The sequence below is a fragment of the uncultured Haliea sp. genome (assembly GCF_963973825.1).
Lineage (GTDB): Bacteria > Pseudomonadota > Gammaproteobacteria > Pseudomonadales > Halieaceae > Haliea.
In genome coordinates this window covers 51,443-76,982 of sequence record NZ_CAXBAE010000009.1, presented here as the reverse complement: position 1 = coordinate 76,982, position 25,540 = coordinate 51,443, and the positions used below count along the sequence as shown (strand labels likewise).

The window sequence follows — 25,540 nt, the reverse complement described above, 5'->3', positions numbered from 1 at the left end:
TCGGGCCCACACCGGGTTAACGCGGGAGCACCCGACTCCCCTACCTAGAAATCTGCTGCTCTGCTGCTGTCCCTGGTCCGTTTGCCCAGTAATACGCCGCGGCATGCGGCGCCGTCCATAGCCTGCCCGATACCTTGCACGGACCGGCGGCGTGAACAACTGTGAGAACGTGGAGGAGACACCATGAATAGATTGCACAGGGCCTGGTGGAGCGTGCTCTGGCTCTGCTTGCCAGCGCTTGCCGAGTCGGCGCCAGCGGCGCTGGCGCTGGGGGATGCACTGCGGCTGGCGGTAGCTGCAGACCCCTGGCTGGTGGGCAGCCAGTACCGCGAGGAGGCCCTGCTCAGTGAGGCTACCGCCGCGGGCAGCCTGCCGGACCCGAAGCTGAACATCGCCGCTGGGAACCTGCCGCTGGACACCTTCGACGTCAACCAGGAGGCAATGACGCAGTTTACCGTGGGGGTGAGCCAGGCGTTCCCACGCGGCGACAGCCGGGCGCTGTCCCGACAGCAGAGAACGCAGCTGGCGGAGCAGGAACCCCTGCTGCGTGAGGAGCGCAGTGCCCAGGTGCAGCGGACGGTGACGCAGCTGTGGTTCACGGCCTATCTGGCACAGGAGACGATAGGGCTTGTCGAGCAGAGTCGAGGCCTGTTTGATCAACTGCTGGAGGCTGCCGGTACGCGCTATTCAGCCGCGCTGGGCAGCACACGGCAACAGGACCTGGTGCGGGCCCAGCTCGAGTTGACGCGGCTGGAGGACTGGCTGACGGGCCTGCAGCAGCGGCGCGACGCCGCCCAGCGACAGCTGGCTGAATGGATTGGCGCGGACGCCACCTTGCCGCTGGCTCCACCCCCGCGCGACAGCTCTTCCATCAGTGCAGCCGTGCTGCGGGCATCTTCGCAGCAGTACCGCGACTGGATTGTCCGCCATCCCGCGGTACGGGCGGTCGACAGACGTATCGACGCCGTCACGACCGAGGTTGAACTGGCTCGCCAGGGCTACCGGCCCGCCTGGGGTGTCAGCGCACAGTATGGTTACCGGGACGATGACCCGATGGGGCGCGACCGCGCCGACCTGTTCAGTGTCGGCGTCACTCTCGACCTGCCGCTGTTCACCGATGACCGTCAGGACCAACAGGTGAGTGCCACCCTGGCGCGCGTTGAGGCACTGCGCACTGAGCGTCAACTACTCGCGCGCCGGCTGCTGGCTGAACTGGAGACTGCGCTGGCACGCCTGCAGCGGGTTGACGAAAGAGCCGATCTGTACGCGACGCGCCTGTTGCCGCAGATGGCTGACCAGGCGGAGGCGGCGCTGGCCGCCTACAACAACGACGATGGAGATTTTGCCGAGGCAGTCCGCGCGCGCATCGCACAGCTCGATGCGCGCATGGCGTCGCTGGCCATTGCCGTGGAGCGACAGCAACTGATGGCAAGCATCCACTACCTGACGGTCGCCGCCGGATACGGGCATGCGCAAGCGCCCGCACAACAGATGGGAGAAACACAATGAATGTCACGATGAAACTGATCGCCGCGGCGACACTCGGTGTGATGGCTGGAGCTGCGGGCCTGCGCTGGTGGGGCGGCGAATCCGCGACATTGCAGGTAACCACTGACGACCCCGAGCCCCTGTACTGGGTAGCGCCCATGGACCCCAATTACCGTCGCGATGCGCCGGGCAAGTCACCGATGGGTATGGACCTGATTCCGGTGTACGCCGACACGAACGCGGATATGACGGCCGGCACGGTTCGCATCTCTCCCGAGGTGGTCAACAACCTGGGTGTGCGCACCGCGGACGTGGTCCTGGGGCGACTTCCCGCCGGGATCGAAACCGTGGGCTTTGTGCAGTTTGACGAAGACCGCCTGCAGCACGTGCACCCCCGTGTGGAAGGCTGGGTTGAGGCGCTGTTCGTGCACGCGTCCGGTGAGCCCGTGACGCAGGGGGAGGCGCTTTACACTCTGTATTCGCCCACGCTGGTCAATGCACAGGAGGAGTTGCTGCTGGCCTGGCGGCGCGACAATCCCGCCTTGATTGCCGCCGCAACGGAGCGCTTGCAGGCGCTACAGGTGCCCGCTGCGGCCATCCGTGCGCTGCGGGAAAGTGGCCGTGTCAGCCGTACCATCACGGTAGAGGCGCCCCGGAGCGGTGTCGTCGAGACGCTGCAGGTGCGCCAGGGTATGTATGTCAAACCGGGCATGGAGACCCTCTCGATTGCATCGCTGGAGCAGCTGTGGGTGATTGGTGAGGTGTTTGAGCGACAGGCCTCGCAGGTGCAACCGGGTGACACGGTGCGCATGCAGTTTGACCACCTGCCAGGCCGTGATTGGCAGGGCGAGATCGATTACGTATACCCCACCCTGAACCCGCGCACACGGACCCTGCAGGTGCGAGTGCGCGTCGCCAATCCGGATGGCGCACTGCGTCCCGGAATGTTCGCGCGCCTGCAGATTGCCAGTGATCCCGGAGAGCAGGCGCTGCTGGTCCCCCGGGAGGCGCTGATTCGTACGGGCGCCCAGACCCGCGTCGTGCTAGCGCTTGGGGACGGGCGCTTCAAATCGGTCGCCGTGACCCCCGGGCGCGTGGGCTCGGAGCAGGCGGAAATTCTTGACGGTGTGCAGGCGGGGGACCGCATTGTCACGTCGGCGCAGTTCCTGATCGATTCTGAATCCAGCAAGACGTCGGATTTCCGGCGCATGCAAGCTGCGCCGGATGACAGTCATGACATGCACGACCACAGCGGGCACAGCATGGGGCACACGCCATGATCGCCTCGATTATTCGCTGGTCGGTGTACAACCGCTTCTTCGTGTTGCTGTCGACCCTGGTGCTGGTGGCTGCCGGCGCCTGGTCACTGAGAAATACCCCGGTGGACGCCATTCCCGATCTCTCCGATGTTCAGGTCATCATCAAGACCCGGTATCCCGGACAGGCGCCCCAGGTGGTGCAGGACCAGGTGACCTACCCGCTGACCACCGCCATGCTCGCGGTGCCCGGTGCGGAAACCGTGCGCGGCTTCTCCTTCTTCGGTGACTCCTATGTGTACGTGATCTTTGATGAGGACACCGACCTCTACTGGGCCCGTTCGCGAGTGCTGGAATACCTGTCACAGGTGGCGCCCACGCTTCCGGACGGTGCCCGGCCGCAGCTTGGCCCGGATGCGACAGGCGTGGGCTGGGTGTATGTGTACGCGCTGGTTGACCGCAGTGGCCGGCACGATATCAGCGAGCTGCGCAGCCTGCAGGACTGGTTCCTGAAGTACGAGCTGCAGACCGTGCCGGGTGTCGCCGAGGTCGCCACCCTCGGCGGTATGGTCAAGCAGTACCAGGTGAGGGTGAGCCCAGAGAAGCTGCGCGCCTATGGCATACCCCTGTCGCTGGTACAGACGGCGATCCAGCGCGGCAATCAGGAAATCGGCGCATCGGTGGTGGAAATGGCCGAGGCGGAATACATGGTGCGTGCCACAGGGTATATCGCCAGCGTGGAGGATCTGGCCGAGATTCCGCTGGGCCTGGATGCCAACGGGACGCCGCTGCGTCTGCGGGATATCGCGGATATCCAGCTCGGCCCGCAGATGCGCCGCGGCATCGCCGAGCTGAATGGCGAGGGTGAAGTGGTCGGCGGCATTGTCGTCATGCGTTACGGCGAAAATGCGCGGCAGACAATTGAGCAGGTGAAGGCGCGCCTCGAGCAGTTACAGGCCGGGTTGCCGGAGGGTGTGGAGGTGGTCACCGTCTACGATCGCTCTGCACTGATCGAGCGCGCCGTGGACAACCTGTGGCGCAAACTGCTGGAGGAGTTTCTGGTGGTGGCGCTGGTATGCATGGCGTTCCTGTTCCATGTGCGCTCGTCGCTGGTGGCCATTATCAGCCTGCCGGTGGGCATTCTGGCGGCCTTCAGCGTGATGCACTGGCAGGGCCTGAACGCCAATATCATGTCGCTGGGCGGCATTGCCATCGCCATTGGCGCCATGATCGACGGCGCCATTGTCATGATCGAGAACATGCACAAGCACATGGAGCGCACCCCCCTCACCGAGCAGAATCGCTGGCGTATCGTCGCGGACTCTGCGGCGGAGGTCGGGCCGGCGTTGTTCTTCACCCTGCTGATTATCACGGTGAGCTTTTTGCCGGTGTTCACCCTGGAGGCCCAGGAGGGGCGCATGTTTGCGCCCCTGGCCTTCACCAAAACCTATGCCATGGCAGCGAGTGCCGCCCTCGCCATCACCCTGGTGCCGGTGCTGATGGGCTATTTCATTCGCGGCAAGGTGCTTGCGGAGGATCGCAACCCGATCAATCGCCTGCTCACGGCAGGCTACCTGCGTGTACTGCAGGTGGCGCTGCGGTATCCGGCAAGGACCCTGTGCCTGGCCGCGCTGGTGACAGCGGTGGGCTTCTGGCCCGCCGGCAAGATTGGCAGTGAGTTCATTCCCGATCTCGACGAGGGCGACCTGATGTACATGCCCACCACCTACCCCGGGCTGTCTATCGGCAAGGCTCGCGAGCTGTTGCAGCAGACCGACCGGCTGATTGCCACCGTGCCCGAGGTGAAGAGCGTGTTCGGCAAGATCGGTCGGGCGGAGACGGCCACCGACCCCGCCCCGCTCACCATGATCGAAACCTTTGTGCAGTTGCATCCGAAGTCGATGTGGCGCGAGGGGATGACCACGGACAAGCTGAAACAGGAACTCGACGCGCTGGTGAAGCTGCCCGGGCTCACCAATGCCTGGGTAATGCCGATCAAGACCCGCATCGACATGCTGGCAACCGGCATCAAGACGCCGGTGGGCATCAAGGTCGCCGGGCCGGACCTGCGGCAGATTGAGCGCATTGGCGAACGTCTGGAGCAGGTGCTGCAGGACGTGCCCGGTACAGCGTCGGTCTATTCGGAGCGCGTGGCCGGCGGGCGCTATATCAAGGTAGACATACAGCGGGCCAGCGCGGCGCGCTACGGCCTCAACATCGCCGATGTGCAGCAGGTAGTGGCCACGGCCATCGGTGGTGCCAACGTGACGCAAACCATCGAGGGTCTCGAGCGCTACCCGGTGAACCTGCGCTACCCCGAGGACTATCGCGACTCACCGGAGCAGCTGGCGCTGCTGCCGATCGTCACTCCGGGTGGCCAGCACATCGCGCTGGGGGACGTGGCGAAGGTGTACATCGAGGAGGGGCCGCCGGCGATCAAGAGCGAAAATGCTCGGCTCAACGGTTGGACCTTTGTGGACATCGAGGGCGTGGATGTGGGTAGCTATGTCGAGCGGGCGCGGGGTGTGGTTGCCGAGCGGGTTGAGCTGCCGCCGGGGTACTCGATCACCTGGTCCGGCCAATATGAGTACATGCTGCGCGCCAAGGCAAAACTCACCTATGTCGTGCCACTGACCCTGGGCATCATCGTGGTGCTGCTGTACCTGAACTTTCGCAGCGTGGCGGAGGTCGTGATGATTCTGGGCACGCTGCCGCTGGCGCTGGTGGGCAGCATCTGGCTCATGTATCTGCTGGGCTACAACTTTTCGGTGGCGGTCGGCGTTGGATTTATCGCCCTCGCCGGTGTGGCTGTGGAGATCGGCGTCATCATGCTGGTGTATCTCGACCAGGCCTGGCGCCGCCTGCTGCAGGACAGCGGCGGGCAGCCGACGTCGACACAGCTTGTTGAGGCGGTGCTCAGCGGCGCCGGGCGGCGTATTCGCCCGGTGATGATGACCTCGGCGACCATCATACTCGGCCTGCTGCCCATCATGTTGGGCAGCGGCACGGGCACGGAAATCATGCAGCGTATCGCAGCGCCGCTGGTGGGGGGCATGGCGAGTGCCGTGGTGCTGACGCTGTTGGTATTGCCGACGGTGTATCTGCTCTGGCGGCGCCGGGGCCTGCCGCACCGCGCTGAGGGCACAGGGGGCGAGTGAGGCGTGCAGCGTCTACACTGTTCAACAACGCAGCAAGCGAGAGGAGGTCGCTCATGACAAAACAGGCAACGCTATACCGCATGGAAACGGCGGAGCACATCTGTCCCTTCGGGCTGAAATCGCGGGACCTGCTCCGGCGCGAGGGCTTCGCGCTGGACGATCGCGTGCTCAGCTCGCGACAGGAAGCCGATATCTTCAAGCGCGAGCACGGCGTGGACACCACGCCCCAGGTGTTTATCGAGGGTGAGCAGATCGGGGGTTACGAGGCGCTGCGGGCGCACTTGGGCCTTGACCAGGAGGGCGATTCCGGCACCACCTACAAGCCCGTCATCGCCATCTTCGGGGCCTCCGCGCTGGCTGCCCTGGCGCTGGCCTGGAGCGGTGGCGCGCTGAACCTGTCGGCTGCGGTGTCGACGTTCATCGGCTTGAGCATGGTGGTGCTGGCGATCCAGAAACTGCAGGACCTTACGGCCTTTTCCAACCAGTTCGTGACCTACGACCTGCTCGCCATGCGCCACGTACGCTACGCCTATGTCTACCCCTTCGCGGAGGCCTACGCGGGTATCGGCATGCTGGCCGGCGCAGCGCCCTGGGCATTCGCACCGGTTGCGCTCTTTATCGGCTCTGTCGGGGCGGTCTCGGTGTTCAAGGCCGTGTATATCGACCGGCGTGAACTGAAGTGCGCCTGTGTGGGTGGCGACAGCCAGGTGCCGCTGGGGTTTGTTTCCCTCACTGAGAATCTGATCATGATTCTGGCGGGGGGCTGGATGCTCACAGCCGCCTAAGCCCTCGCAACCCGGTACCTGCCCGTGGCCCAGTTTCTTGAACCGATTCACACGCCGGGTTCGATTTCACCGCGGGAGCCTGTATACATCGACGACGTGCAGATTCGCGGTTTCTGGATCACCCACTACAACTTCTGGGCCGGTGTTTGCAACGATGCCGTGGTGGACCGTCAGCCAAACCTGGATGACCAGGGTTATGACACCGTGGGGCTATGTGAATGCAATCAAGCGGGATCGTCTGGCAACCTGAAGGCGATCAGGTAGTCACCACGCCCCATGGCGTCATTCAGACCGCCGACCGCGACGACCACGTACTGTTTGTCATCCGGCCCAATATAGCTCATGGGAGTAGATTGCGACCCTACGGGCAGTGCCCCCCGCCAGAGCTCTTCGCCGTCGACCGACGAAAATGCGCGCAGATAGTAGTCCTGCGTTCCCGAATAGAAGGTGAGGCCACTCGCGGTGGATATGGGGCCGCCCACCAGCGGCATGCCCACAGGCATTCGCCAACCGGTACGTATACCGAACGGCCCGGTTTCCTCAATAGTCCCCACCGGGCGCTGCCAGAGTATTGAGCGCTGGTTCAGGTCAATGGCGGTTATGGTGCCGTAGGGCGGCTCTTGGCAGGGTACACCGACAAACGAAAAGAAGTTGGAACGCATTGCCGCGAAGGGTGCGCCATCCTGCGGTGCAAGGCCGTCGTGTGGTCCAACCACCTCCACCCCGAGGCTGTCGGCAACTTCGCGTGGAAGCAGTTGTAGAAGGTGTGCAATGCGGGTGTCGTTGACGATCAACAGACCACGGGTCTCGTCTATCGTCCCCGTCCCCCAGTTCATGCCGCCGAAGTAGCCCGGCCAGATTAGCGTGCCCTGTTCCGACATGGGCGTGAAGTCGCCCTTGTAAAGGGCCTGACGGAAACGGATGCGGCAGTAGAGCTGGTCCAGCGGAGTGGCACCCCACATGCGCGCCTCAGTAAGCGCTTCAGCACCGATGACCGGCATCTCCACGGAATAGGGCTGAACCGGTGACATGAAGTCGGGTTCCACACCGCCATCGGTAGGCACGGGAATATCTTCAACTCTGGCGATCGGCGTGCCGTCGCGACGATCGAGCATGAAAATCTGCCCACGCTTGGTCAGTTGCACCAGGGCAGGAATCGTTCCTCCACGGCCGTCGTCTACGTCGTAGAGCATTGGTTGCGAGGCGAGATCATAGTCCCATATATCGCGGTAGGTCGTCTGGAAGCTCCACGCAACCTTGCCGGAGCGTACGTCGATCGCAACCACTGATGAGTTCCAGTCGTGTGCCGCGTTGATGCGCGCGCTGCCATAGAAATCCGGTTGTGCGTTCCCTGTGGGCAGGTAAACCAGCCCCAATGCCTCGTCGAACGCCGGGGTTGTCCACACGTTGGGCGTGCCGGGGGTATAGGTCGTTCCCTCTGGCGGCAGGGATTCAATGTCGGGATTGCCTATGTCCCAGGCCCAGACGACTTCACCGCTGCGCCCGTCGAATGCCCTCACGACGCCGGAGGGTTCATCCAGCGCCATGCCGTCCCAAACCCAGCCGCCGATGATGATCTGGTCGCCCATGACGGTGGGAGCAGCAGTCGGGAAGTAGTAGCCGGCTTTCACGTCACCCATGTTGCGAGTGAGGTCGACCGTGCCCCCGTTGCCAAAGCTTGTGCACAGTTCCCCGGTCTTTGCATCCAGTTGAATCAGGCGCGCATCGATGGAGCTCAGAACGATGCGGCGTGCACACGCACTTTCCCGGGTCGGTTCGGAGGCCGTCTCAGCAACGTTCAACGGAGTTGGTTCATAGTAGGTGACACCCCGGCAGCGCTGCCATAATGGTGAACTGGCTTGGGGGTCGAAGCGCCAGATTTGCGTGCCGCTAATCGCGTCAACCGCGCTGACGATATTGTTGGGTGAGCAGTGGTACACCAGGCCGTCAACGTAGAGTGGTGTGTTCTGGTCCTGTCCGGTGCCGGCGGGCGCATCGCCGTACTGAAAAGTCCAGGCGACCCCCAGTTGATGTACGTTTCCGGGTGTAATTTCACCGGCGGTGGTGAAGCGAGTTCCGCTGGGTGTTCGGCCATAGTGTTTCCAGTCTGTGCTTTTGTCCGCCGGAAGCGTCGACGCGTTCGCCACTGCTGCCGACGGCGCGTTGACAATGACGCCCTGTGGCGTCGCCATGGCCCAGAAAAAAGCGACTACGGTCAATGTCAGTGCGCCGGCTACGGCGAATGAGCTGCGCCCGCCGCGGCCGTCAAGCAGTGATGGAGCAACAATGGCCGCGAGCACCCCAAGCACCGACAGTGCAACGATGCGGGGGACCAGAGGCCAAACCTCTGTTCCTGCTTCCCACACAGCCCAGATACAGGTTCCAGCGTAGATTCCGGCAAACAGCCAGATGCCCGTGGGGCTTCCTCGCCAATACAGGAGTGCAGAACACAACAGTCCCGCACCTGCAATCGCGTAATACGGTGAACCTCCGAGACCGGCGAGCCATATGCCTGGCACGAGCATCAGCAGGCCGAAGGCCCCCAAAAGCGCCGCAAAAAGTTTGGTCATCCCGCCACCTCCATGATCGACGAATTTGTTTATTCTCAACTGCGCGCAGACGTCATTGTCATACAGGCGGCCACAACGGCGTGAACATAAGCGATAATTCACGGGGACGTGTGTCTGGTGCCGGTACGCGTACACGCCCCGGCGCTTGTCCGTCCTGGTTGTTACGTTGCCGAAAACCAGGTCGTATTCAACCCGGTTTTTCGCAAAGCTGCACAGTTTGGAGGTGGCATTTGCATCACTACGACCTTATTGTCCTGGGCACCGGTGGTGTGGGCAGCGCTGCGCTGTATCACGCCGCGCGGCGGGGGCTGCGATGTCTCGGGTTGGACCGTTTTCCGCCCGCACACGACCGCGGCAGTTCGCACGGCGAGTCGCGTATTATTCGTCAGTCGTATTTCGAGCACCCCAGCTATGTGCCCATGCTCAAGCGCAGCTATGCGTTGTGGGACCAGTTGGATCCCAGCTTGCTGGTGCGCAGTGGGGTGGTGTATTTCGGTCCGACCGGTGGCCAGATCATTGACGGCGTACTGGCGTCGGCGCGGCAACACGATCTGGGCGTGGATCTGCTTGCGGAGAATGCGTTGCCCCATTTCAGGGCGCCAGCCGGTTTTACAGCGCTCTTCGAAGCCGATGCAGGTTGGCTGCCGGTGGAACAGTGCGTGCTTGCCCATCTCGATCAGGCTGTTGCGGCGGGCGCCGAGCATCGCTGGGGAGAGGCCGTGGTTGACTGGCTGGCCGTTGACTCGGGGGTGGAGGTGGTCACCGAATGCGGTCGTTACAGTGCCGGTGCACTGGTCGTCGCCGGCGGGGCCTGGAGCGCCCGATTGCTGCAGTCACTCGCGCTGCCACTGACGGTGCATCGCAAGCATCTGCACTGGTTCCGCTGCGAAGACAGCCGCTATCAGAGCGGCTTCTTCTTCGACCTCCCGCAGGGCCAGTTCTATGGCTTCCCCGCAGCAGGCGGGCGTTTGAAGGTAGCCGAGCACACCGGCGGGGAGCCTGTGAGCGACCCCCTCAGCGCAAGCCGTGAGCCGAGCGCACTGGATAGCCAGCGGATCGAGGCGTTCGTTCGCGAGCATCTGCCCGGCGTCCTGGATGAGCGTCTGCATCATCAGACCTGCTTCTACACGCGCACGCCGGACGAACACTTTATCGTTGATCGTTACCCGGGCAGGCGCAATGTGGCGTTTGCCGCTGGCCTGTCGGGCCACGGCTTCAAGTTTGCGTCGGTATTGGGCGAAACGCTCGTGGACCTGGCAACCGGAGAGACCCCCGCTGCGGACTGCGCGTTTCTGGGATTGTCACGTTTCCAGCAGCCATAAATCGGGGCCGCGCGTGCACCTGAAGGGTGTCGGGCGGCGCGCTACTGCGGGGATGTTCTGAACCGTCGTGTTCGGGAAGATGGTGCCCAGGAGAGGACTTGAACCTCCACGCCCTTTCGAGCACTAGCACCTGAAGCTAGCGTGTCTACCAATTTCACCACCTGGGCATCGTGCAATCGCGGTGGATTACCCGAGGGCGCGCACTTTACTTTTCCGCAGCAGCTTTGTCAATCCTCGCGTATACTGTTGCCAATTAAAATTCAGACAACGTCAAAATACGACAGGAAGCCCCTTTACCTATGGCCAAAAAAGGCAAGATTGCCGACCCCCACGCCGAGCGCGAAGCCGCACGCTACGACAACCCCATCCCCAGCCGCGAAGTCATACTCGACCTGCTCACAGCAGCGGATAAACCGCTCAGCCATGCGCACATCGCCCGTGAACTCGACCTGCATGAAGAAGAGCAGGTGGAAGCCCTGCGCAAGCGGCTCCGCGCCATGGAGCGCGATGGACAGCTGATGGTCAATCGCCGCGGTGCCTACGGCCTGGTGGACAAGCTGAACCTGCTGCGCTGCCGTGTGCAGGGACACCGTGACGGCTATGGCTTTGCCGTGCCGCTGGACGAAGGCGATGACGTCTACCTCAGTTCCCGCCAGATGCAGTTTGTGTTCGATGGCGATGAAGTGCTGGTGGGCATTATCGGGCTGGATCGCCGCGGGCGCCCGGAAGGACGGGTGGTGGAGGTGTTGCATCGCGGCACCTCGCGCATTGTCGGCCGCTACGAAGAAGAGAGCGGTATCGGTTTTGTGGTGCCGGACAACAGCCGCGTCAATCATCGCATTCTGATTCCACCGAAGCTCAAGGGGGGTGCGAAGTCGGGTCAGATCGTGACCGCGGAGATTACCGACTACCCCACCCGCAACCTGGGTGCCAAGGGGCAGGTCGTCGAGGTACTCGGCGACCACCTGGACCCGGGGCTGGAAATCGATGTCGCCATCCGCTCCCACGGCATTCCCCACGAGTGGCCGGAGGCCGTGCTGCGTGAGGCGGGCTCACTGGAGGAGGAGCCACGGGAAGAGGACAAGAAGCATCGCGCCGATTTGCGCGACCTGGGCTTCGTCACCATCGACGGTGAAGATGCCCGCGACTTCGACGATGCGGTGTACTGCGAGAAGCGCTTGCGCGGCTGGCGCCTCTGGGTGGCCATTGCCGATGTATCGCATTATGTGCGCCCGGGGTCTGCACTGGACGAAGAGGCGGCCTTGCGCGGCAACTCGGTGTATTTCCCGGAGCAGGTGGTGCCCATGTTGCCGGAGGCGCTGTCCAACGGCCTGTGCTCGCTGAAGCCACAGGTCGACCGGCTCGCCATGGTGTGTGAAATGGAACTGAGCGGCGCCGGCAAACTGACCGGCTATCGCTTTTTCGAGGCGGTTATCCACTCGCAGGCGCGGCTCACCTACACCCAGGTCGGCGAAGCGCTGGAGGCCGGTAGCCACCCGCAGATCGACAAGGCGCGGCTCAAGGATCTGAAGCGCCTGCAGTCTCTGTACAAGGTGCTGCGCAAGGCGCGGGATGTGCGCGGGGCCATTGATTTCGAAACCACGGAGACCCGCATTCTGTTCAACGAGCAGCGCAAGATCGACGCCATTGTGCCGGTCGTGCGCAACGATGCCCACAAGCTGATCGAGGAGTGCATGCTCTGCGCCAACGTGGCGGCAGCCCGGTTTTACGAGGAACACAAGCTCCCGGTGCTGTACCGTGTGCATGAAGGCCCCACGCCGGAAAAACTGGAGAACCTGCGCGCCTTTCTCGGCGAACTGGGGCTGGAACTGCGCGGTGGTGAGAAGCCCACGCCGGCGCACTACGGTGAGTTGCTCGACGCAGTGCAGGGGCGCGATGACGTCAACGTGATCCAGACCATGCTGCTGCGCTCCCTGCGTCAGGCTGTCTACACGCCGGAGAACGAAGGCCACTTCGGCCTGCATTACCCCGCCTATGCGCACTTCACCTCACCCATACGGCGTTATGCCGACCTGCTGGTGCACCGGGGCATCCGCCATATTATCCGCTCCAAGGTGCGCACCAAAACCGTGCAGCGCCAGCGCGGTGCGCCGGAAATTGCGCGCGAGGCCATTTTCCCGTATACCGAGCGCGATATGGTCGCCCAGGGCCTGCACTGTTCCATGACCGAGCGGCGTGCGGACGATGCCACCCGTGATGTGGAATCCTGGCTCAAATGTGAGTTCCTGCAGGAGCATGTCGGCGACGAGTTCGATGGCGTCATTGCCGCAGTCACCTCGTTTGGGCTGTTTGTCGAACTGCAGCCGATCTATATAGAAGGCCTGGTGCATATCAGCGCGCTGCCCGGCGACTACTACAGTTTCGATGCCGCCAAGCAGCGACTGGTGGGAGAGCGCAGTGGTCGCAGCTATCGGCTTGGCGGCCGGGTGCGGGTGCAGGTGGCGCGGGTGGACCTCGATGACAAGAAGATTGATCTGGAACTGATCGACGCGCCCTCGGCCACCAAGAGCAAGGCCGGTAAATCGCGCAAGCGCAAGGGGGAGGCCACGACGCCGTCTGCCGGCGCGGCGCGCAAAAAAGCCGGTGATGCAAAGCCCAGGGCGGCTGCCAAGTCGAAGGCAGGCAGCGGCAAGGGTGCTGCCGATGGCAGCGCCAGGCCCGCGGGCAAATCCCGGCGCCGCAGGCGCTGATCAGCCATGCAGTATCTGTTCGGCATTCACGCCGTAGACGGTCTGCTGCGGCGCAAGCCCGAGTCAATCCGCGAGCTCGCGTTACAGCAGGGCCGCTCGGACAAGCGCATTGCCGCGCTGGAGACCCTGGCGCGCAACCAGGGGGTTGCTGTGGTGCGCGAACCCCGTGCGGTGCTGGATCAGCGGGTGGCTGGCCGTCACCAGGGCGCTGTCGCAACCCTCGCGCCGACGGCGGCCGAGACGGCGGGTGACAACCTGCTGGATGAAGTGGCGCTGCTGCAGCGGGTGGATGACAGTCCCCACCCCGTGCTCCTGCTGGTGCTGGACGGGGTGACAGACCCGCACAATCTGGGTGCCTGTCTGCGCAGCGCCGATGCCGCCGGGGTGGATGCGGTGATTGTGCCGAAGGACAAGTCCGCCGACCTCGGCCCGACGGTCAGCAAGGTGGCCTGCGGCGCCGCGGAAGTGGTGCCGTTTGCCCGCGTGACCAATATTGCCCGCACACTGGAGGCCCTGAAGGCGCGCGGTGTATGGATCTACGGTACCGCCGGAGAGGCGGAGGCCACGCTCTACGAAACGGACCTGCGGGGCTCCGTGGCCCTGGTCATGGGCGCCGAGGGCGATGGCATGCGCCGCCTGACCCGGGAGCTGTGCGATTACCTGATCAAGCTGCCGATGACGGGGACCGTGAGCAGCCTCAACGTCTCGGTGGCGACCGGTATCTGCCTGTTCGAGGTGGTGCGCCAGCGCCGCGGCGCGGGGGCTTCCTGAGCGCTTGCGGTAGGCAAACAATGTCTATACAATCCGCGGCCTGAATTTTGCCCGGCTGTTTTGGCAGCCGATTCTCCTTGCTACACCGCTGCGGCGGGTAGCATTAACCCGTAAGGAGCCACCATGCGTCATTACGAAGTTGTTTTTATGGTCCACCCGGACCAGTCCGAACAAGTGCCCGGCATGATCGAGCGCTACTCCAACACCATCCAGAAGGACGGCGGCAGTGTGCACCGTCTGGAAGACTGGGGCCGCCGCCAGTTGGCCTACCCTATCAACAAGATTCACAAGGCACACTACGTGCTGATGAATGTTGAAGCGTCCAACGAAGCGATGGAAGAACTCACTACGACATTCCGTTACAACGATGCCGTGCTGCGTAACCTGGTGATTCGCCGCGACGAAGCCATCACTGATGAGTCATTCATCATGAAGGCCGAAAAGGAAAGCCGCGAGCGCAAAACCCGTTACGAAGAGCGCCAGTCAGCTGATGCCGAGCGCAGTGCGCGCAGCAGCAGCGATGATTCGGCTGACAAGGGCGATGACGAGTCCGGCGAATAAGCTGACTGTCACGTTGTAACGACTAGCATAGTTTACGAGGAGTAGCACCATGGCACGTTTTTTCCGTCGCCGTAAGTTCTGTCGCTTCACTGCCGAAGGCACGAAGGAAATCGACTACAAGGATCTGGAAACCCTGAAGGCGTACATTTCCGAAACCGGCAAGATTGTTCCCAGCCGCATTACGGGCACCAAGGCCCGGTACCAGCGTCAGCTGTCTACCGCCGTCAAGCGTGCGCGTTTTCTGGCGCTGTTGCCCTATTCGGATTCCCACAAGTAAGGAAGTCCCCAGGGTGATGACCGCCAGCGGTCATCCGGTCACGGGAGGCCCAGATTGAAAGGCCTGGCCAGTTTCATCATGCGCGGCCGCCTGCAGGCATTGCTGGTGGCCGTTGCCGGTTCCGGCAGCCTGCTGTTTTGCTGGATCAGCGCCGCAGCCATTGCGCTGGTGGCGCTGCGCCGCGGGCCGGGGCAGGGTCTCTGGCTGCTGTTGTGGGCGGTATTGCCGGCAGCCGTATTGATGGTGGTGTTCGGCGACAGCGGCCCGTTTGCCCTCTTGCTGGGTACCACGGCCCTGGCGCTGGTGCTGCGGGTCACCGTAAGTTTGCCGCTGGCACTGCTGGCCAGTGTGCCGGTGGGGCTGCTGACAGGGCTGGCTATCGCGGTGTTTGGCGGCGAGTTGCTGGCGCAGATGTTGGTCTTCTTCGACCAGTTTCTGGCGGGACTGGAGCAGCAGATGGCGGCGGAAAGCGCAGCTGTCACCCTGCCACGGCCCACAGCAACGCAGGTGGCCGGTATGCTGGGTGCGGCGAATGCCATGCTCAGCGTGTTGTGCCTGCTGCTGGCTCGCTGGTGGCAGGCGGCCCTGTATAACCCGGGCGGCTTTGGCAGCGAGTTCCGTGCGCTGTACTACCCACCGGTGGTCAGTACACTGCTGGTGGTTGTGGCCGCAGCCCTGGTCGCCCTGGGTGCCGAGTTTCGGCCCTGGGCAGCGGTGTGCGCGGTACCGCTGACGGCCGCTGGCCTGGCCTTGGCGCATGCGCGGGTCGCCGAGCGGGGGCGAGGTGGCGGCTTGCTTACTGCGTTATATGTGGGCTGGCTGTTGGTCGATCTGGTCAAGCTGATGGTGGTGCTGTTGGCGGTGGTAGACAGCTGGTGGGGGTTCCGCCAGCGCTGGGCGGCAGCAGCGGCCGGAAAAGAGGTGAGTCGGCGCGACGAAGACGATCGCGATAACCGGCACTGAGTATTTACACGTAAGGGGGCCTGGCTCCCGAAAAGAGGAAGTCAAAATGGAAGTCATTCTGCTGGAAAACATCGGCAACCTGGGTGGCCTGGGGGACAAGGTAGATGTGAAGGCCGGCTATGGCCGCAACTACCTGGTACCCCAGGGCAAGGCCGTGCCTGCAACGCGCAGCAATATCGCCGAGTTCGAAGCCCGTCGCGCGGAACTCGAAGCCGCCGCTGCAGCAGCACTGGCCGCGGCCGAGCAGCGCGCAGAGGCGATCAACGCCCTGCAGCCGGTCACCATTGGCGCCAACGCGGGTGAGGAAGGCAAGCTGTTCGGTTCGGTCGGCACCCGTGACATCGCCGAGGCCGTCACAGCAGCCGGCTGCGACATCGACAAGTCCGAAGTGCGTCTGCCCCAGGGCCCGCTGCGTGAGCTGGGCGAGTTCGAGGTGGATATCCAGGTGCACGGTGACGTCACCGCCACCGTTGTCATCGCGGTTGTCGCCGAGTAAGCAGCCAGCGGGCTCGGCTCCGGCCGGGGCGTATCCCGCCGTAACGCCGCGCACGGGCTGATGCGTGCCGGGAGCATGTGTGCCCGGGCTGCCCGTCGCGGACGACGCGCCCCGGACTGCGCGTCCCGGACTGCGCGTCCCGTACGAAACCCGGGGGCACGGTTTACCTTGCGGGTAAAAATCCGCTAATCTGTGCGGCCGCGTTGGCCGCAGTCCCTTGTTATGTCCAAGCCCGACTATCCCGAGATGATCGCCGAACCGCCCTTTGCCGGCGGTGGGCGCAGTTTCGACAGGGACGTCGCGCGCATCAAGATGCAGCCCCACTCCATCGAGGCCGAGCAGTCCGTGCTGGGCGGCTTGCTGTTGTCCGCCGATGGTTGGGATGCTGTGGCGGAAACGGTCACCGCGGAGGACTTTTACCGCCCCGACCACCGTCTCATCTTTCGCCAGATCGCGCGCCTTGCCGAGGTGACCCAGCCCATCGACGTCATCACGGTGGCCGACCGGCTCACCGCCAACGGCGAACTGGAGGCTGCGGGAGGGCTCGCCTACCTCGCCGAACTGGCCAGCAATACGCCGAGTGCCTCCAATATTCGCGCCTACGCAGAGGTGGTCAACGAGCGCGCCAGCCTGCGCAAATTGATCGAGGCGGCGCAGACCATTGCCGAGAGCGGCTTCAGCCCCGAGGGCCGCACCTCCGATGAGCTGATCGACGAGGCCGAGCGGTTGATCATGCAAATCTCGGAGCAGGGCCCGAAAGCCGGCGGCCCCCGGGACGTGAACCCCTTGCTGCAATCGGCCCTGGCGCGCATTGAAGAACTGTTCCACTCCGGCGGCGATATCACCGGCCTGGACACCGGATTTATCGAGCTCAACCGCAAAACCTCCGGCCTGCAGCCGTCGGACCTGGTGATCGTTGCAGGCCGTCCCTCCATGGGTAAGACCAGTTTTGCCATGAACCTGGTGGAGAACGCCGTACTCGGCCAGTCCAGGCCGGTTCTGGTGTTCAGTATGGAAATGCCTGCCGAGCAGCTGATCATCCGCATGCTGTCGTCTATCGGTCGTATCGACCAGACGCGCATTCGCACCGGCAAGCTCGAGCAGGAGGACTGGCCCAAGCTCAGCGGCGCGGTATCGAAACTGAAGGATGTGCCGCTGTTTATCGATGACACGCCGGCGCTGACGCCCACCGAATTGCGCAGCCGCGCCCGCCGGATCGCCCGCGAACACGGCCAGATCGGGATGATCATGGTGGACTATATTCAGCTGATGCAGGTGGCCGGGTCCTCCGAGGGGCGTACCGCGGAGATTTCCGAGATTTCCCGCAGCCTGAAGGCCATCGCCAAGGAGTTTGCCTGCCCCATGGTCGCGCTGTCACAGCTAAACCGCTCCCTGGAGCAGCGTCCGAACAAACGCCCGGTGAACTCTGACCTGCGGGAATCGGGCGCGATTGAGCAGGACGCCGACGTCATCATGTTCATCTACCGGGACGAGGTGTACAACGAGGACTCCCCGGACAAAGGCACGGCTGAGATCATCATCGGCAAGCAGCGGAACGGCCCCATTGGCACCTGCCGGCTCGCCTTCATCGGCCAATTCACCCGTTTCGAGAATCTCGCGCGCGGGCATTACGACGAGGAATAGCCCCGTCACACGGGTCCTCGTGCACGCTGCCGGCTCAGGCCCTTGGTGTCGCCCGCTCGATAATGGCTGCACAGTCCAGGCCACGGGGCAGCGCCCCGACGTTGTGCTGGCCTTCAGCGCCCAGGCGGGAGCTGCAGAAAGCCTCCGCTACCCCGGTCGGCGCATGTTGCAGTAACAGCGCGGCCTGTAGCGCCCGTGCCATGCGGTCCACGATGTCCCGCGCGCGGTACTCAAAATCCTCGGGCGCGCTGAGATCCTGCTGCAGGCGCTGCATGTCGCGATCCAGCGCGGGGTGCGCGCCGCGGGCCGCGCCCAGTTCATCGAGAAACACCTCGACCACGCGGGGTGACTTCTGCAAGGCGCGCAGCACGTCCAGGCACTGCACATTGCCACTGCCTTCCCAGATCGCGTTCACGGGCGCTTCGCGATACAGCCTGGGCATCATGCTGTCTTCCATGACACCGCTGCCGCCAATGCACTCCATCGCTTCATAGGCGTGGTTGGGGGCCCGCTTGCACACCCAGTACTTGCCAACGGCGACGCCCAGGCGCATGAACAGGGCTTCGCGCTCATCTGCAGCGTTGTCCAGTGCCCGCGCCATGCGCATGCCGGTCACCAGGGCGGCCTCGCTCTCGATGGCGAGGTCGGCCAGCACATTCTGCATCAGGGGCTGTTCGTTCAACACGCGACCGAATGCCTGGCGGATGCTGCAGTGGTGCAGCGCCTGCGATGCAGCCATGCGCATGCCGGCGGCAGAGCCAATCATGCAGTCAAAGCGGGTCAGACTGACCATCTCCACAATGGTGCGCACGCCGCGCCCCTCTTCGCCGAGCAGCCAGCCAAGTGCCCCGCGCAGCTCAATCTCGCTGGACGCATTGGAGGCGTTGCTGAGCTTCTTCTTCAGACGCAGCACCTGCAGGGGATTCTTGCTGCCATCCGGGCGCCAGCGCGGTACCAGGAAGCAGCTGGGGCCGGCTTCGGTTTGCGCCAGTACCAGGAAGGCGTCGCACATGGGAGCCGACAGGAAAAACTTGTGACCGACCAGTTCGTAGGCTTCCCCCATACCGCGCGCGCCCAGCGGGTGCGCGCGGGTGCTGTTGCTGCGCACGTCCGAGCCCCCCTGCTTCTCGGTCATGCCCATGCCGATGGTGACCGCGCGCTTCTCGACGTCAGGCACGTTGCGCGGGTCGTATTCCCGAGCCGTGATCTTCGGCTCCCAGAGCGCCGCAATGGCCGGGGTTGTGCGGATTGAGGGAATACAGGCGAAGGTCATGGTAATGGGGCAGCCATGGCCGGCCTCCACCTGGCTGTGCAGGTAGGTGTGTGCGGCGCGGGCGACATGCGCACCGGCGCGCGGTTCCGTCCAGGGGGAGGCGTGCAGCCCGTGGCGGATCGCGGTGTCCATGAGGCGGTGGTAGGCCGGGTGGTAGCTGACCAGGTCTACGCGGTTGCCGAAACGGTCGTGGGTGTCGAACTCCGGGGTGTACTTGTTGGCGGCGAAGCCGAGTTGCAGGTACTCCGCCCTACCGACAGCGTGGCCGAAGGTGCTGAGGCTCTCCCCGGCCCAGGCTGCGCCCTCGCGAGCCACCGCCTCCTGCAGCGCCTTGTCCTCGGTGTAAAGGTTGTAGTCCTGCAGCTCCCGCGATACGTTTTCGACGGTGTGGGTATCGGCGAGCGCCGAGGCGCGTTCGGCGGTATTTTGCAAGGCGGTCATGGCGGGCTCCGGTGTGCGCTTTTCCGGCCCCCGTTATATCAGTCCGCGAGGGCCTCTGCCAGTCGCGCGGCCTGCGCCTCCAGCGCCCGACGGGCGGGCGTGTCGCGCTGGCCGGCCAGTTGCTCGCTGGCCGCGGCGAGGAGCGCGCGGGCTTCCGCCTGGCTGTTGGCCTGCAACATCAGGTCCACCCGCTCCAGTTTCCAGCGTGCGCTGTCACGCAAGGGTATCCTCAGAGTTTCCTGCCGGGCAAGGGCTGCCTGCAGCCTACCGGCGCCGAGTTCCAGTGCGATTGCCTCACGCTGCAGCTGCGGTACCAGCCCTAGTTGCTCCAGGCCCTGGTCGAGCACGGCGAGCGCATCGTCGGACGACCGGATGCCTCCAGCATCGTGGCGGCGGAGACGAACAGCCCGGGGCTGGGCCGGGCCTGCAGCCTGAAGTGGGTTTGCAGGTCCGCCAGTGCGCGCTCGTGATCGCCGGCATCGCGGGCGATCAGGGCTCGGTGGCGAAAGCCTTCCGGGTCATCCGGGAAGGCCGCGATGTGGCGATTTGCCAGAGCCATGGCCTGCTCCAGGTCACCCTTGCCGTAGAGCATGATGCTCTCGGGCAGGTCCGCGTACTGCGCCGGGCCCAGCTCCCGTGCCCGGGCAAAGTCCGCCTGGGCCTCGGCAAAATGGCCGATTTCCCCGTACACCTTGCCCCGCTGCAGATACAGCGCCTGGTTCCCGGGGGCCTTGGCGAGGGCCTGTTCGATCGCCCTCAGCTGGTCCTCATGGCCGGGATGCGCCACCACAGGCGCAGCGCCTGCCGGCGCCAGGCACAGTAGCAGCATTAGCAACAGGGGGCGCGACATTATTGTAGTGCTCTTGGGTAACCGGGCCGCGGCACTGGGCCGCGGCCACACGGGGGTCAGCGGGTTATGGTGAACTGATCCAGCACCTGGCCGTTGACGTCGATAAAGGAGTGGGTCAGGGCCGTGTCGCTGGCGTCGATGATGGCAGAGCCGAGCACCGGCAGGCCGCGGCGTGGCGGTTCCTCGGTATCCGCAGGCTGCTCGATGTGCGCCGGGTGACGCAGCCACTCGTCCGCAGCAGTCAGGCTGCCGGCGTCCTTGTCTGCCTTGCCGGAGTTGCCCACGACGCTGTAGATCACCCGGTCGTCAACACCGCCGCTGGTCGGGCTGAGCTGGGCGTAGGGCAGATCACCGCGGCCCGTCGCGGGCTTTGCCGGATCTCCGTCCAGCAGTTCGGCATGCTCTGCCGTGGAGAATGTGTCCGAGGTGCCGGTGTGGCTGGTGATGTAGTAGCTGCGCTCGTAGGAGTGTGAGTGGCCGTTGTACACCAGATCGACGCCGTAGGCGTCAAAGATCGGCACGAACTGTTCGCGCATGTCCCGCTGCGGGCGGTCGAAGCCATTGACCTTTTCCACGTCGTCCGAGTCGTGGTTGGCGCCCTTGGAATAGGGCGGGTGGTGGAAGATCACCACCGTCCAGTCCAGGTCGTTGCTGCTCAGGTCGTCAATCAGCCACTCGCGCATGGTCGCCAGCTGCTCAGGGTCCCGTGCCGAGAGCTGTGAATCCAGGCTCACCACATGCACGTTGCCGTGATCGAAGGAATAGTACTGCTCGGTACCGCTGGCAACGCCGCCCGCCTCACCCTCGGCGGGCAGGGAGAAGATGTCCAGATATGGCATGCGCCCCGGCTCGTCATCGGCTTTGGCCTGGTAGGAGTCCGGGTCTGCGCTGGTGCCCAGCCCGGGTAGGCCCAGGGTCGGGGAGAGAAAGCCCAGGCCCATTTCGTGGTTGCCGATGGTCGGCCACAGGGAGACCGATTTCAACAGGTCGGGGTAGGTCTCGAACACTGCCTGCTGGTAATTGAAGTCGCTGCCCACGTTGTAGGCGTTGTCACCGAGCATCAGGAACAGGTCAATGGCCTTGCCGTCAGCTTCGATGAAGGCCTCCATGCCCGCCAGCACCTCGGCGGCCTCGCCCTCGTGTTCTTCGCGCTCGTCATCGCCGCCGGTGCCTGAATCGCCGATCACCCACAGGCGCGTCTTGCCACCGGCCGCCGCATCGCCCCGTGCGGGCGCCGTGGTGAACTGCTGTCCGGCGGGTGCGGTGGGCGCGCCGCCCACGGAGTAGTAGTAGGTGGTGCCCGCCTCCAGGCCATCGATACGGACTTCCTTGTGGTCGCCCTCTGTGTCCTCGGCGGCAAAGCGCATCGCCAGACCGTCGGCGCTGCTGCCGATGCAGGCGGCGGTGGCTTCCCCGCGCCACTTGATGATCACGCTGCTGCTGGTCAGCTGCTGCAGGAACAGGCGCGAGGATTCGGTTTCCGTGCCGTCACAGGGGTTGGGCGGCGGCAGCACCTCTGCCACCTGGTCACTGCCGTCGCTGCAGCCCGCGAGCAGTGCCGTCACGGCGACTGCCAGTATCGTCTTGTTGTGCTGGGTCATGTTGGGTGTCCGTTCTTATTGTTGAGAGTAAGTGCACAGGAATACGCCGCAAAAATAACAGTTGCCTCCAGGCTCGGCAACACATCGCTGCCGCGCGCGCCCGCTCAGAGCTGCGTTTCGCGACGCAGCCTGGCGAGTGCCTCCAGCTGTTGTTCGGCTGACAGCGGCGCCGGCTCGTGCTGCTCCAGTGCCGCCTCGCGGGGTATGGTCAGCGTTTCACCGCGCAGGGCACGCGTGCACCAGGCCTGGTAGTGCTTGCGAAACACCGGCCAGGTCAGGCGTTCCGGGTTGTTGGCGAGAAAGAACCAGTCGCTGTCCCGGCCGGCGAGGTAGACCGCCGTGTGACTCCAGCGCTGCGCCGAACGGGGGCTCCGGGCATCACAGGCCTCGCGATAGGCCGTGTAGGCATCGGGCAGACCGAGGCTGGCGATACTCTCCTGGCAGCACTCCAGCATGCGATGCAGCGTGGGCAGGTACTCACTGTTCTCGATGGCGTGGCGGGCGCCGCGCAGGATTTGCTCAACCGGATAGTCCGCAAGGGATTCCAGCCACAGTTTCTTGATCTGCTTGAGCTGTTCGGCGTCGGGGTAGGCCGCGTAATACTGGTTGTGGTAGTTCAGCCGGAACAGGGCAAAAACCTGGTTGATGGCTTCGACATGGGCATCGCTGGCGGGCCGACGGCGGGCATCAGTCGGCCCAGGAGGTGTCGTTGAGGTCGTCTGCGAGGCTTCGATCCCGCGTGCGACCCGTTCGAGAAGATCCTTGCTGTCCGTCATGGCTGTGTCCTGCCTGGTCAATGCGGTGCTGTTTTGCCCAATGGAATTTCACGTGCTGCAGGAACTTGCTGTTCCAGGATGTGTGGGCCTGGTTGCTGTCGCGCCAGTAGACGATGAATTCCGGCAGCAGCCCCCGGGCGAAGTCCTCATCGATGTGGGACAGGCGCAGGATATCAAAAACATCGTCATCGGGCTGCCAGTCCTCGGTGATGCGCCGTGGCTCTGTGCTGTGGCGCATGCTGGAGGTGTACTTGGCCCACTGTATGCGGATGTGCTGGATGAATTTTGAGTTCAGTTCTTTCGGGGCATCGCCGCGTTCACGCCAGTAGAGGATGAACTCCGGGGTGGCTTCACGAATGAAGTCGCGGTCGATGCCGCTGCGCAGCATGATCTCCAGGGCGTCCCGGCTGGGTTGCCAGTGATTGTCCAGCGGCTGGTTCTGGTCGACGCGAAATGCCTCGGCACGGTGCTGCTGTTCACGCCGCCAGCAGCTGATGACATGCTGGCGAAACTTGTTTTCCCAGGCGTGGCTGGGCTCACCGCGTTCGCGCCAGTAAAAGATGAAATCCTCCAGTTGGTCCAGGGCGAACTGGCGCGGTATGTTGTGGTTCAGCGCCAGTAACTGCAGAAGATCCTCGCTGGGACCCCAGCTGGCCGGAAGCTGGGCTGCACTGCGCGGCGCAGCTGCCGCCGGCTCGTCGGAGGTTTTCACCACGCCCGCGGGTTGCCCTCCGGGTCCGGCGGGGGCCGCCGTCGGTGCATCGCTGTGCTGCTCGTTCATGGCGAACAGGAGTTCAGGATGGCTGTGCAGGGGCGGGGACTCCACCAGAATGACGCCCTTGTCGACCAGGCTGCGGCAGATGCGGTAGAGGTCGGCGGGGCCCCAGAACGGCATCTGCTGCAACAGGACATCGCGCTCGACCCGCAGCCAGCGATAGCCGCGATGGGGCTGGGTCGGGCGGTGCGCGAACAGTGTGGCCAGCTGCTGCAGCAGAATGGCCTCCTCCAGCCCGATCGTCGCCGCCAGCCCGGGCGAAAACACCAGTGGCGGTTCGGGAATCAGGGAGGAATGGGGCATGGACTGTCCGTTAGTGTTGGGCAAGTGGTGGCGGTGTGCACTAGGATACCGACCTGACCCGGCGTCTGATAGCAGGGTGACCGATTTTTTCCGATGAGACAGGAGCAGGGCAGGGCATGGCGAAGAGCAAAACGGCGTTCGTGTGCAACGAGTGTGGCTCGGACTATGCAAAGTGGCAGGGTCAGTGCAACGATTGCGGGGCCTGGAATACCCTGTCGGAGGTTCGACTGGGCGGCCCGACCGGAGGTGGCGCAGCGTCCCGGGGCGGCAAGGCGCGCGGTGGCTTCGCCGGCAGCGTCAGTGAGGCGCGCCTGCTGGGTGACATCGACCTCGCCGAGCTGCCGCGTTTTTCCAGTGGCGCCGAGGAGTTCGACCGCGTGCTGGGTGGGGGGCTGGTGCCCGGCTCCGCCATTCTGGTGGGCGGCAACCCGGGTGCCGGGAAAAGCACACTGCTGCTGCAGACCATGTGTCACCTGGCCGCGAGCATGGATGCCCTGTACATCACGGGTGAGGAGTCCCTGCAGCAGGTGGCGATGCGGGCGCGCCGCCTGGGCCTGGCCACCGACCGTCTGCGGCTGATGGCCGAAACCAGTGTGGAGGCCATCATTGCCGCCGCCGAAACCCACCGTCCACGCGTACTGGTGGTGGACTCCATCCAGGTCGTGCACTCGGATGACCTGAGCTCCGCGCCGGGCAGCGTCTCCCAGGTGCGCGAGTGCGCCGCGTTCCTTACGCGTTATGCCAAACGCAGCGGCACGGTGCTGTTCCTGGTGGGGCACGTCACCAAGGACGGCTCGCTGGCCGGGCCCAAGGTGCTGGAACACATGATCGACTGTTCCATCCTGCTGGAAGGCGGGCACGACTCCCGGTTCCGCACCCTGCGCGGGCAGAAAAACCGCTTCGGTGCGGTGAATGAGCTGGGGGTCTTTGCCATGACCGAGCAGGGTCTGCGGGAGGTGCGCAATCCGTCGGCCATTTTCCTGGATCGCAGCAGCGAACCGGCCTCGGGCAGCGCGGTGATGGTGGTCTGGGAGGGCACGCGACCCCTGCTGGTGGAAATCCAGGCACTGGTCGATGCCAGCGCGCTGGGCAATCCGCGCCGCGTGGCGGTGGGTCTGGAGCAGAACCGTCTCGCCATGCTGCTGGCGGTGCTGCATCGACACGGTGGGCTGCAGGTGGGCGACCAGGATGTGTTTGCCAATGTGGTTGGCGGTGTGAAGGTACTGGAAACCAGTGCCGACCTCGCGCTGTTGCTGGCCATCGTTTCCAGCTTCCGCGACCGGCAGCTGCCGCGAGATATGGTGATCTTTGGGGAAGTGGGACTGTCCGGTGAGATTCGCCCGGTGCCCAGTGGTCAGGAGCGCCTCTCGGAGGCGGCGAAACACGGCTTCCGGCGGGCGATAGTGCCCAAGGCCAACGCGCCGCGCGGCGAGATTCGCGGCATGCAGGTGATCGCGGTGTCGCGGCTCGAAGAGGCCCTCGCCGCCGTCGAATGATCCCGGCGGCGGGGGCCTGATGC

At 64.3% G+C, this 25,540-nt stretch carries 20 protein-coding genes and 1 tRNA gene; 13 read left to right on the top strand and 8 right to left on the bottom strand.

Features of this window, described 5'->3' with window-relative positions; all coding sequences use genetic code 11:
• Positions 1–183 precede the first annotated feature (183 nt).
• Genes AACZ17_RS11695 through AACZ17_RS11680 form a run of 4 tightly spaced genes read left to right on the top strand, consistent with a single transcriptional unit; the run spans position 184 to position 6,687 of the window.
• A complete protein-coding gene (locus tag AACZ17_RS11695; protein ID WP_290746394.1) occupies positions 184–1,509 on the top strand; it encodes a TolC family protein in 1,326 nt (441 codons plus the stop codon).
• Positions 1,506–2,768, top strand: coding sequence for an efflux RND transporter periplasmic adaptor subunit (locus tag AACZ17_RS11690; protein ID WP_290746392.1), 1,263 nt, complete (start codon positions 1,506–1,508; stop codon positions 2,766–2,768). The genes AACZ17_RS11695 and AACZ17_RS11690 overlap by 4 nt, the downstream gene beginning before the upstream one ends.
• Positions 2,765–5,902: an efflux RND transporter permease subunit gene (locus AACZ17_RS11685; protein ID WP_290746390.1), complete on the top strand. Its 3,138-nt coding sequence runs from the start codon at positions 2,765–2,767 to the stop codon at positions 5,900–5,902. The genes AACZ17_RS11690 and AACZ17_RS11685 overlap by 4 nt, the downstream gene beginning before the upstream one ends.
• Before the next feature lie 53 nt (positions 5,903–5,955).
• On the top strand, positions 5,956–6,687 hold the full coding sequence (locus AACZ17_RS11680) for a MauE/DoxX family redox-associated membrane protein (RefSeq protein WP_290746387.1): 732 nt from the start codon (positions 5,956–5,958) through the stop codon (positions 6,685–6,687).
• A 224-nt stretch (positions 6,688–6,911) separates the two neighbouring features.
• Here AACZ17_RS11680 and AACZ17_RS11675 read toward each other — a convergent pair whose 3' ends face one another.
• Positions 6,912–9,257, bottom strand: coding sequence for a membrane-bound PQQ-dependent dehydrogenase, glucose/quinate/shikimate family (locus AACZ17_RS11675; protein ID WP_290746385.1), 2,346 nt, complete (start codon positions 9,255–9,257; stop codon positions 6,912–6,914).
• Positions 9,258–9,487: 230 nt separating this feature from the next.
• On the opposite strand from AACZ17_RS11675, the gene solA reads away from it, so the two are divergent.
• The gene (solA, locus tag AACZ17_RS11670) at positions 9,488–10,579 is read left to right on the top strand and encodes an N-methyl-L-tryptophan oxidase (protein ID WP_290746383.1); all 1,092 of its coding nucleotides are present in this window, start codon (positions 9,488–9,490) and stop codon (positions 10,577–10,579) included.
• A gap of 80 nt (positions 10,580–10,659) precedes the next feature.
• On the opposite strand, the gene AACZ17_RS11665 is transcribed toward solA, so the two are convergent.
• Positions 10,660–10,746 (bottom strand) — tRNA-Leu (locus tag AACZ17_RS11665).
• Between the two features lie 132 nt (positions 10,747–10,878).
• Between AACZ17_RS11665 and rnr the strand changes: the two genes are divergently transcribed.
• The 7 genes from rnr to dnaB all read left to right on the top strand — a co-directional run bounded on the left by rnr (position 10,879) and on the right by dnaB (position 18,002).
• Entirely contained in the window at positions 10,879–13,290 is a 2,412-nt protein-coding gene (gene rnr, locus AACZ17_RS11660; protein ID WP_290746380.1) for a ribonuclease R, read from the top strand.
• Between the two features lie 6 nt (positions 13,291–13,296).
• A complete protein-coding gene (gene rlmB, locus AACZ17_RS11655; protein WP_290746377.1) occupies positions 13,297–14,061 on the top strand; it encodes a 23S rRNA (guanosine(2251)-2'-O)-methyltransferase RlmB in 765 nt (254 codons plus the stop codon).
• 123 nt (positions 14,062–14,184) lie between these two features.
• Positions 14,185–14,622 carry a 30S ribosomal protein S6 gene (gene rpsF, locus AACZ17_RS11650; RefSeq protein WP_290746368.1) on the top strand — a complete coding sequence of 146 codons (438 nt, stop codon included), beginning with the start codon at positions 14,185–14,187 and terminating at the stop codon, positions 14,620–14,622.
• 49 nt (positions 14,623–14,671) lie between these two features.
• Entirely contained in the window at positions 14,672–14,899 is a 228-nt protein-coding gene (rpsR, locus tag AACZ17_RS11645) for a 30S ribosomal protein S18 (protein ID WP_290746364.1), read from the top strand.
• Between the two features lie 54 nt (positions 14,900–14,953).
• Positions 14,954–15,862 (top strand): hypothetical protein, encoded by a 909-nt coding sequence (locus AACZ17_RS11640; RefSeq protein WP_290746361.1) that lies wholly within the window; start codon positions 14,954–14,956, stop codon positions 15,860–15,862.
• 46 nt (positions 15,863–15,908) lie between these two features.
• Entirely contained in the window at positions 15,909–16,358 is a 450-nt protein-coding gene (gene rplI, locus AACZ17_RS11635; RefSeq protein ID WP_290746358.1) for a 50S ribosomal protein L9, read from the top strand.
• A gap of 246 nt (positions 16,359–16,604) precedes the next feature.
• Positions 16,605–18,002 carry a replicative DNA helicase gene (gene dnaB / locus AACZ17_RS11630; RefSeq protein ID WP_339638312.1) on the top strand — a complete coding sequence of 466 codons (1,398 nt, stop codon included), beginning with the start codon at positions 16,605–16,607 and terminating at the stop codon, positions 18,000–18,002.
• A 34-nt stretch (positions 18,003–18,036) separates the two neighbouring features.
• On the opposite strand, the gene AACZ17_RS11625 is transcribed toward dnaB, so the two are convergent.
• The 6 genes from AACZ17_RS11625 to AACZ17_RS11600 all read right to left on the bottom strand — a co-directional run bounded on the left by AACZ17_RS11625 (position 18,037) and on the right by AACZ17_RS11600 (position 24,021).
• Positions 18,037–19,716, bottom strand: coding sequence for an isovaleryl-CoA dehydrogenase (locus tag AACZ17_RS11625; RefSeq protein ID WP_290746351.1), 1,680 nt, complete (start codon positions 19,714–19,716; stop codon positions 18,037–18,039).
• 38 nt (positions 19,717–19,754) lie between these two features.
• Positions 19,755–20,063, bottom strand: a complete 309-nt coding sequence (locus tag AACZ17_RS11620) for a hypothetical protein (protein ID WP_290746348.1) — start codon at positions 20,061–20,063, stop codon at positions 19,755–19,757.
• Entirely contained in the window at positions 20,036–20,566 is a 531-nt protein-coding gene (locus AACZ17_RS11615; protein ID WP_290746344.1) for a hypothetical protein, read from the bottom strand. Before AACZ17_RS11615 ends, AACZ17_RS11620 begins: the two co-directional genes overlap by 28 nt.
• 56 nt (positions 20,567–20,622) lie before the next feature.
• Positions 20,623–22,167 (bottom strand): metallophosphoesterase family protein, encoded by a 1,545-nt coding sequence (locus tag AACZ17_RS11610; RefSeq protein WP_290746341.1) that lies wholly within the window; start codon positions 22,165–22,167, stop codon positions 20,623–20,625.
• Between the two features lie 104 nt (positions 22,168–22,271).
• Positions 22,272–22,943 (bottom strand): replication protein P, encoded by a 672-nt coding sequence (locus AACZ17_RS11605; protein WP_290746338.1) that lies wholly within the window; start codon positions 22,941–22,943, stop codon positions 22,272–22,274.
• A complete protein-coding gene (locus tag AACZ17_RS11600) occupies positions 22,855–24,021 on the bottom strand; it encodes a DnaT-like ssDNA-binding domain-containing protein (RefSeq protein ID WP_290746335.1) in 1,167 nt (388 codons plus the stop codon). Before AACZ17_RS11600 ends, AACZ17_RS11605 begins: the two co-directional genes overlap by 89 nt.
• A 116-nt stretch (positions 24,022–24,137) precedes the next feature.
• Here AACZ17_RS11600 and radA point away from each other — a divergent pair, with 116 nt between their 5' ends.
• The gene (radA, locus tag AACZ17_RS11595; RefSeq protein WP_290746332.1) at positions 24,138–25,517 is read left to right on the top strand and encodes a DNA repair protein RadA; all 1,380 of its coding nucleotides are present in this window, start codon (positions 24,138–24,140) and stop codon (positions 25,515–25,517) included.
• Positions 25,518–25,540: the final 23 nt, after the last annotated feature.

Bases quoted from the DNA above. Each gene is read 5' to 3' on its own strand.
- radA (WP_290746332.1), top strand. From the start codon at position 24,138: ATGGCGAAGAGCAAAACGGCGTTCGTGTGCAACGAGTGTGGCTCGGAC.
- rpsR (WP_290746364.1), top strand. From the start codon at position 14,672: ATGGCACGTTTTTTCCGTCGCCGTAAGTTCTGTCGCTTCACTGCCGAA.
- AACZ17_RS11615 (WP_290746344.1), bottom strand. From the start codon at position 20,566: ATGTCGCGCCCCCTGTTGCTAATGCTGCTACTGTGCCTGGCGCCGGCA.
- AACZ17_RS11680 (WP_290746387.1), top strand. From the start codon at position 5,956: ATGACAAAACAGGCAACGCTATACCGCATGGAAACGGCGGAGCACATC.
- rnr (WP_290746380.1), top strand. From the start codon at position 10,879: ATGGCCAAAAAAGGCAAGATTGCCGACCCCCACGCCGAGCGCGAAGCC.
- AACZ17_RS11685 (WP_290746390.1), top strand. From the start codon at position 2,765: ATGATCGCCTCGATTATTCGCTGGTCGGTGTACAACCGCTTCTTCGTG.
- AACZ17_RS11695 (WP_290746394.1), top strand. From the start codon at position 184: ATGAATAGATTGCACAGGGCCTGGTGGAGCGTGCTCTGGCTCTGCTTG.
- rplI (WP_290746358.1), top strand. From the start codon at position 15,909: ATGGAAGTCATTCTGCTGGAAAACATCGGCAACCTGGGTGGCCTGGGG.
- AACZ17_RS11600 (WP_290746335.1), bottom strand. From the start codon at position 24,021: ATGCCCCATTCCTCCCTGATTCCCGAACCGCCACTGGTGTTTTCGCCC.
- dnaB (WP_339638312.1), top strand. From the start codon at position 16,605: ATGATCGCCGAACCGCCCTTTGCCGGCGGTGGGCGCAGTTTCGACAGG.
- rlmB (WP_290746377.1), top strand. From the start codon at position 13,297: ATGCAGTATCTGTTCGGCATTCACGCCGTAGACGGTCTGCTGCGGCGC.
- AACZ17_RS11610 (WP_290746341.1), bottom strand. From the start codon at position 22,167: ATGACCCAGCACAACAAGACGATACTGGCAGTCGCCGTGACGGCACTG.
- rpsF (WP_290746368.1), top strand. From the start codon at position 14,185: ATGCGTCATTACGAAGTTGTTTTTATGGTCCACCCGGACCAGTCCGAA.
- AACZ17_RS11605 (WP_290746338.1), bottom strand. From the start codon at position 22,943: ATGACGGACAGCAAGGATCTTCTCGAACGGGTCGCACGCGGGATCGAA.
- AACZ17_RS11690 (WP_290746392.1), top strand. From the start codon at position 1,506: ATGAATGTCACGATGAAACTGATCGCCGCGGCGACACTCGGTGTGATG.
- AACZ17_RS11625 (WP_290746351.1), bottom strand. From the start codon at position 19,716: ATGACCGCCTTGCAAAATACCGCCGAACGCGCCTCGGCGCTCGCCGAT.
- AACZ17_RS11675 (WP_290746385.1), bottom strand. From the start codon at position 9,257: ATGACCAAACTTTTTGCGGCGCTTTTGGGGGCCTTCGGCCTGCTGATG.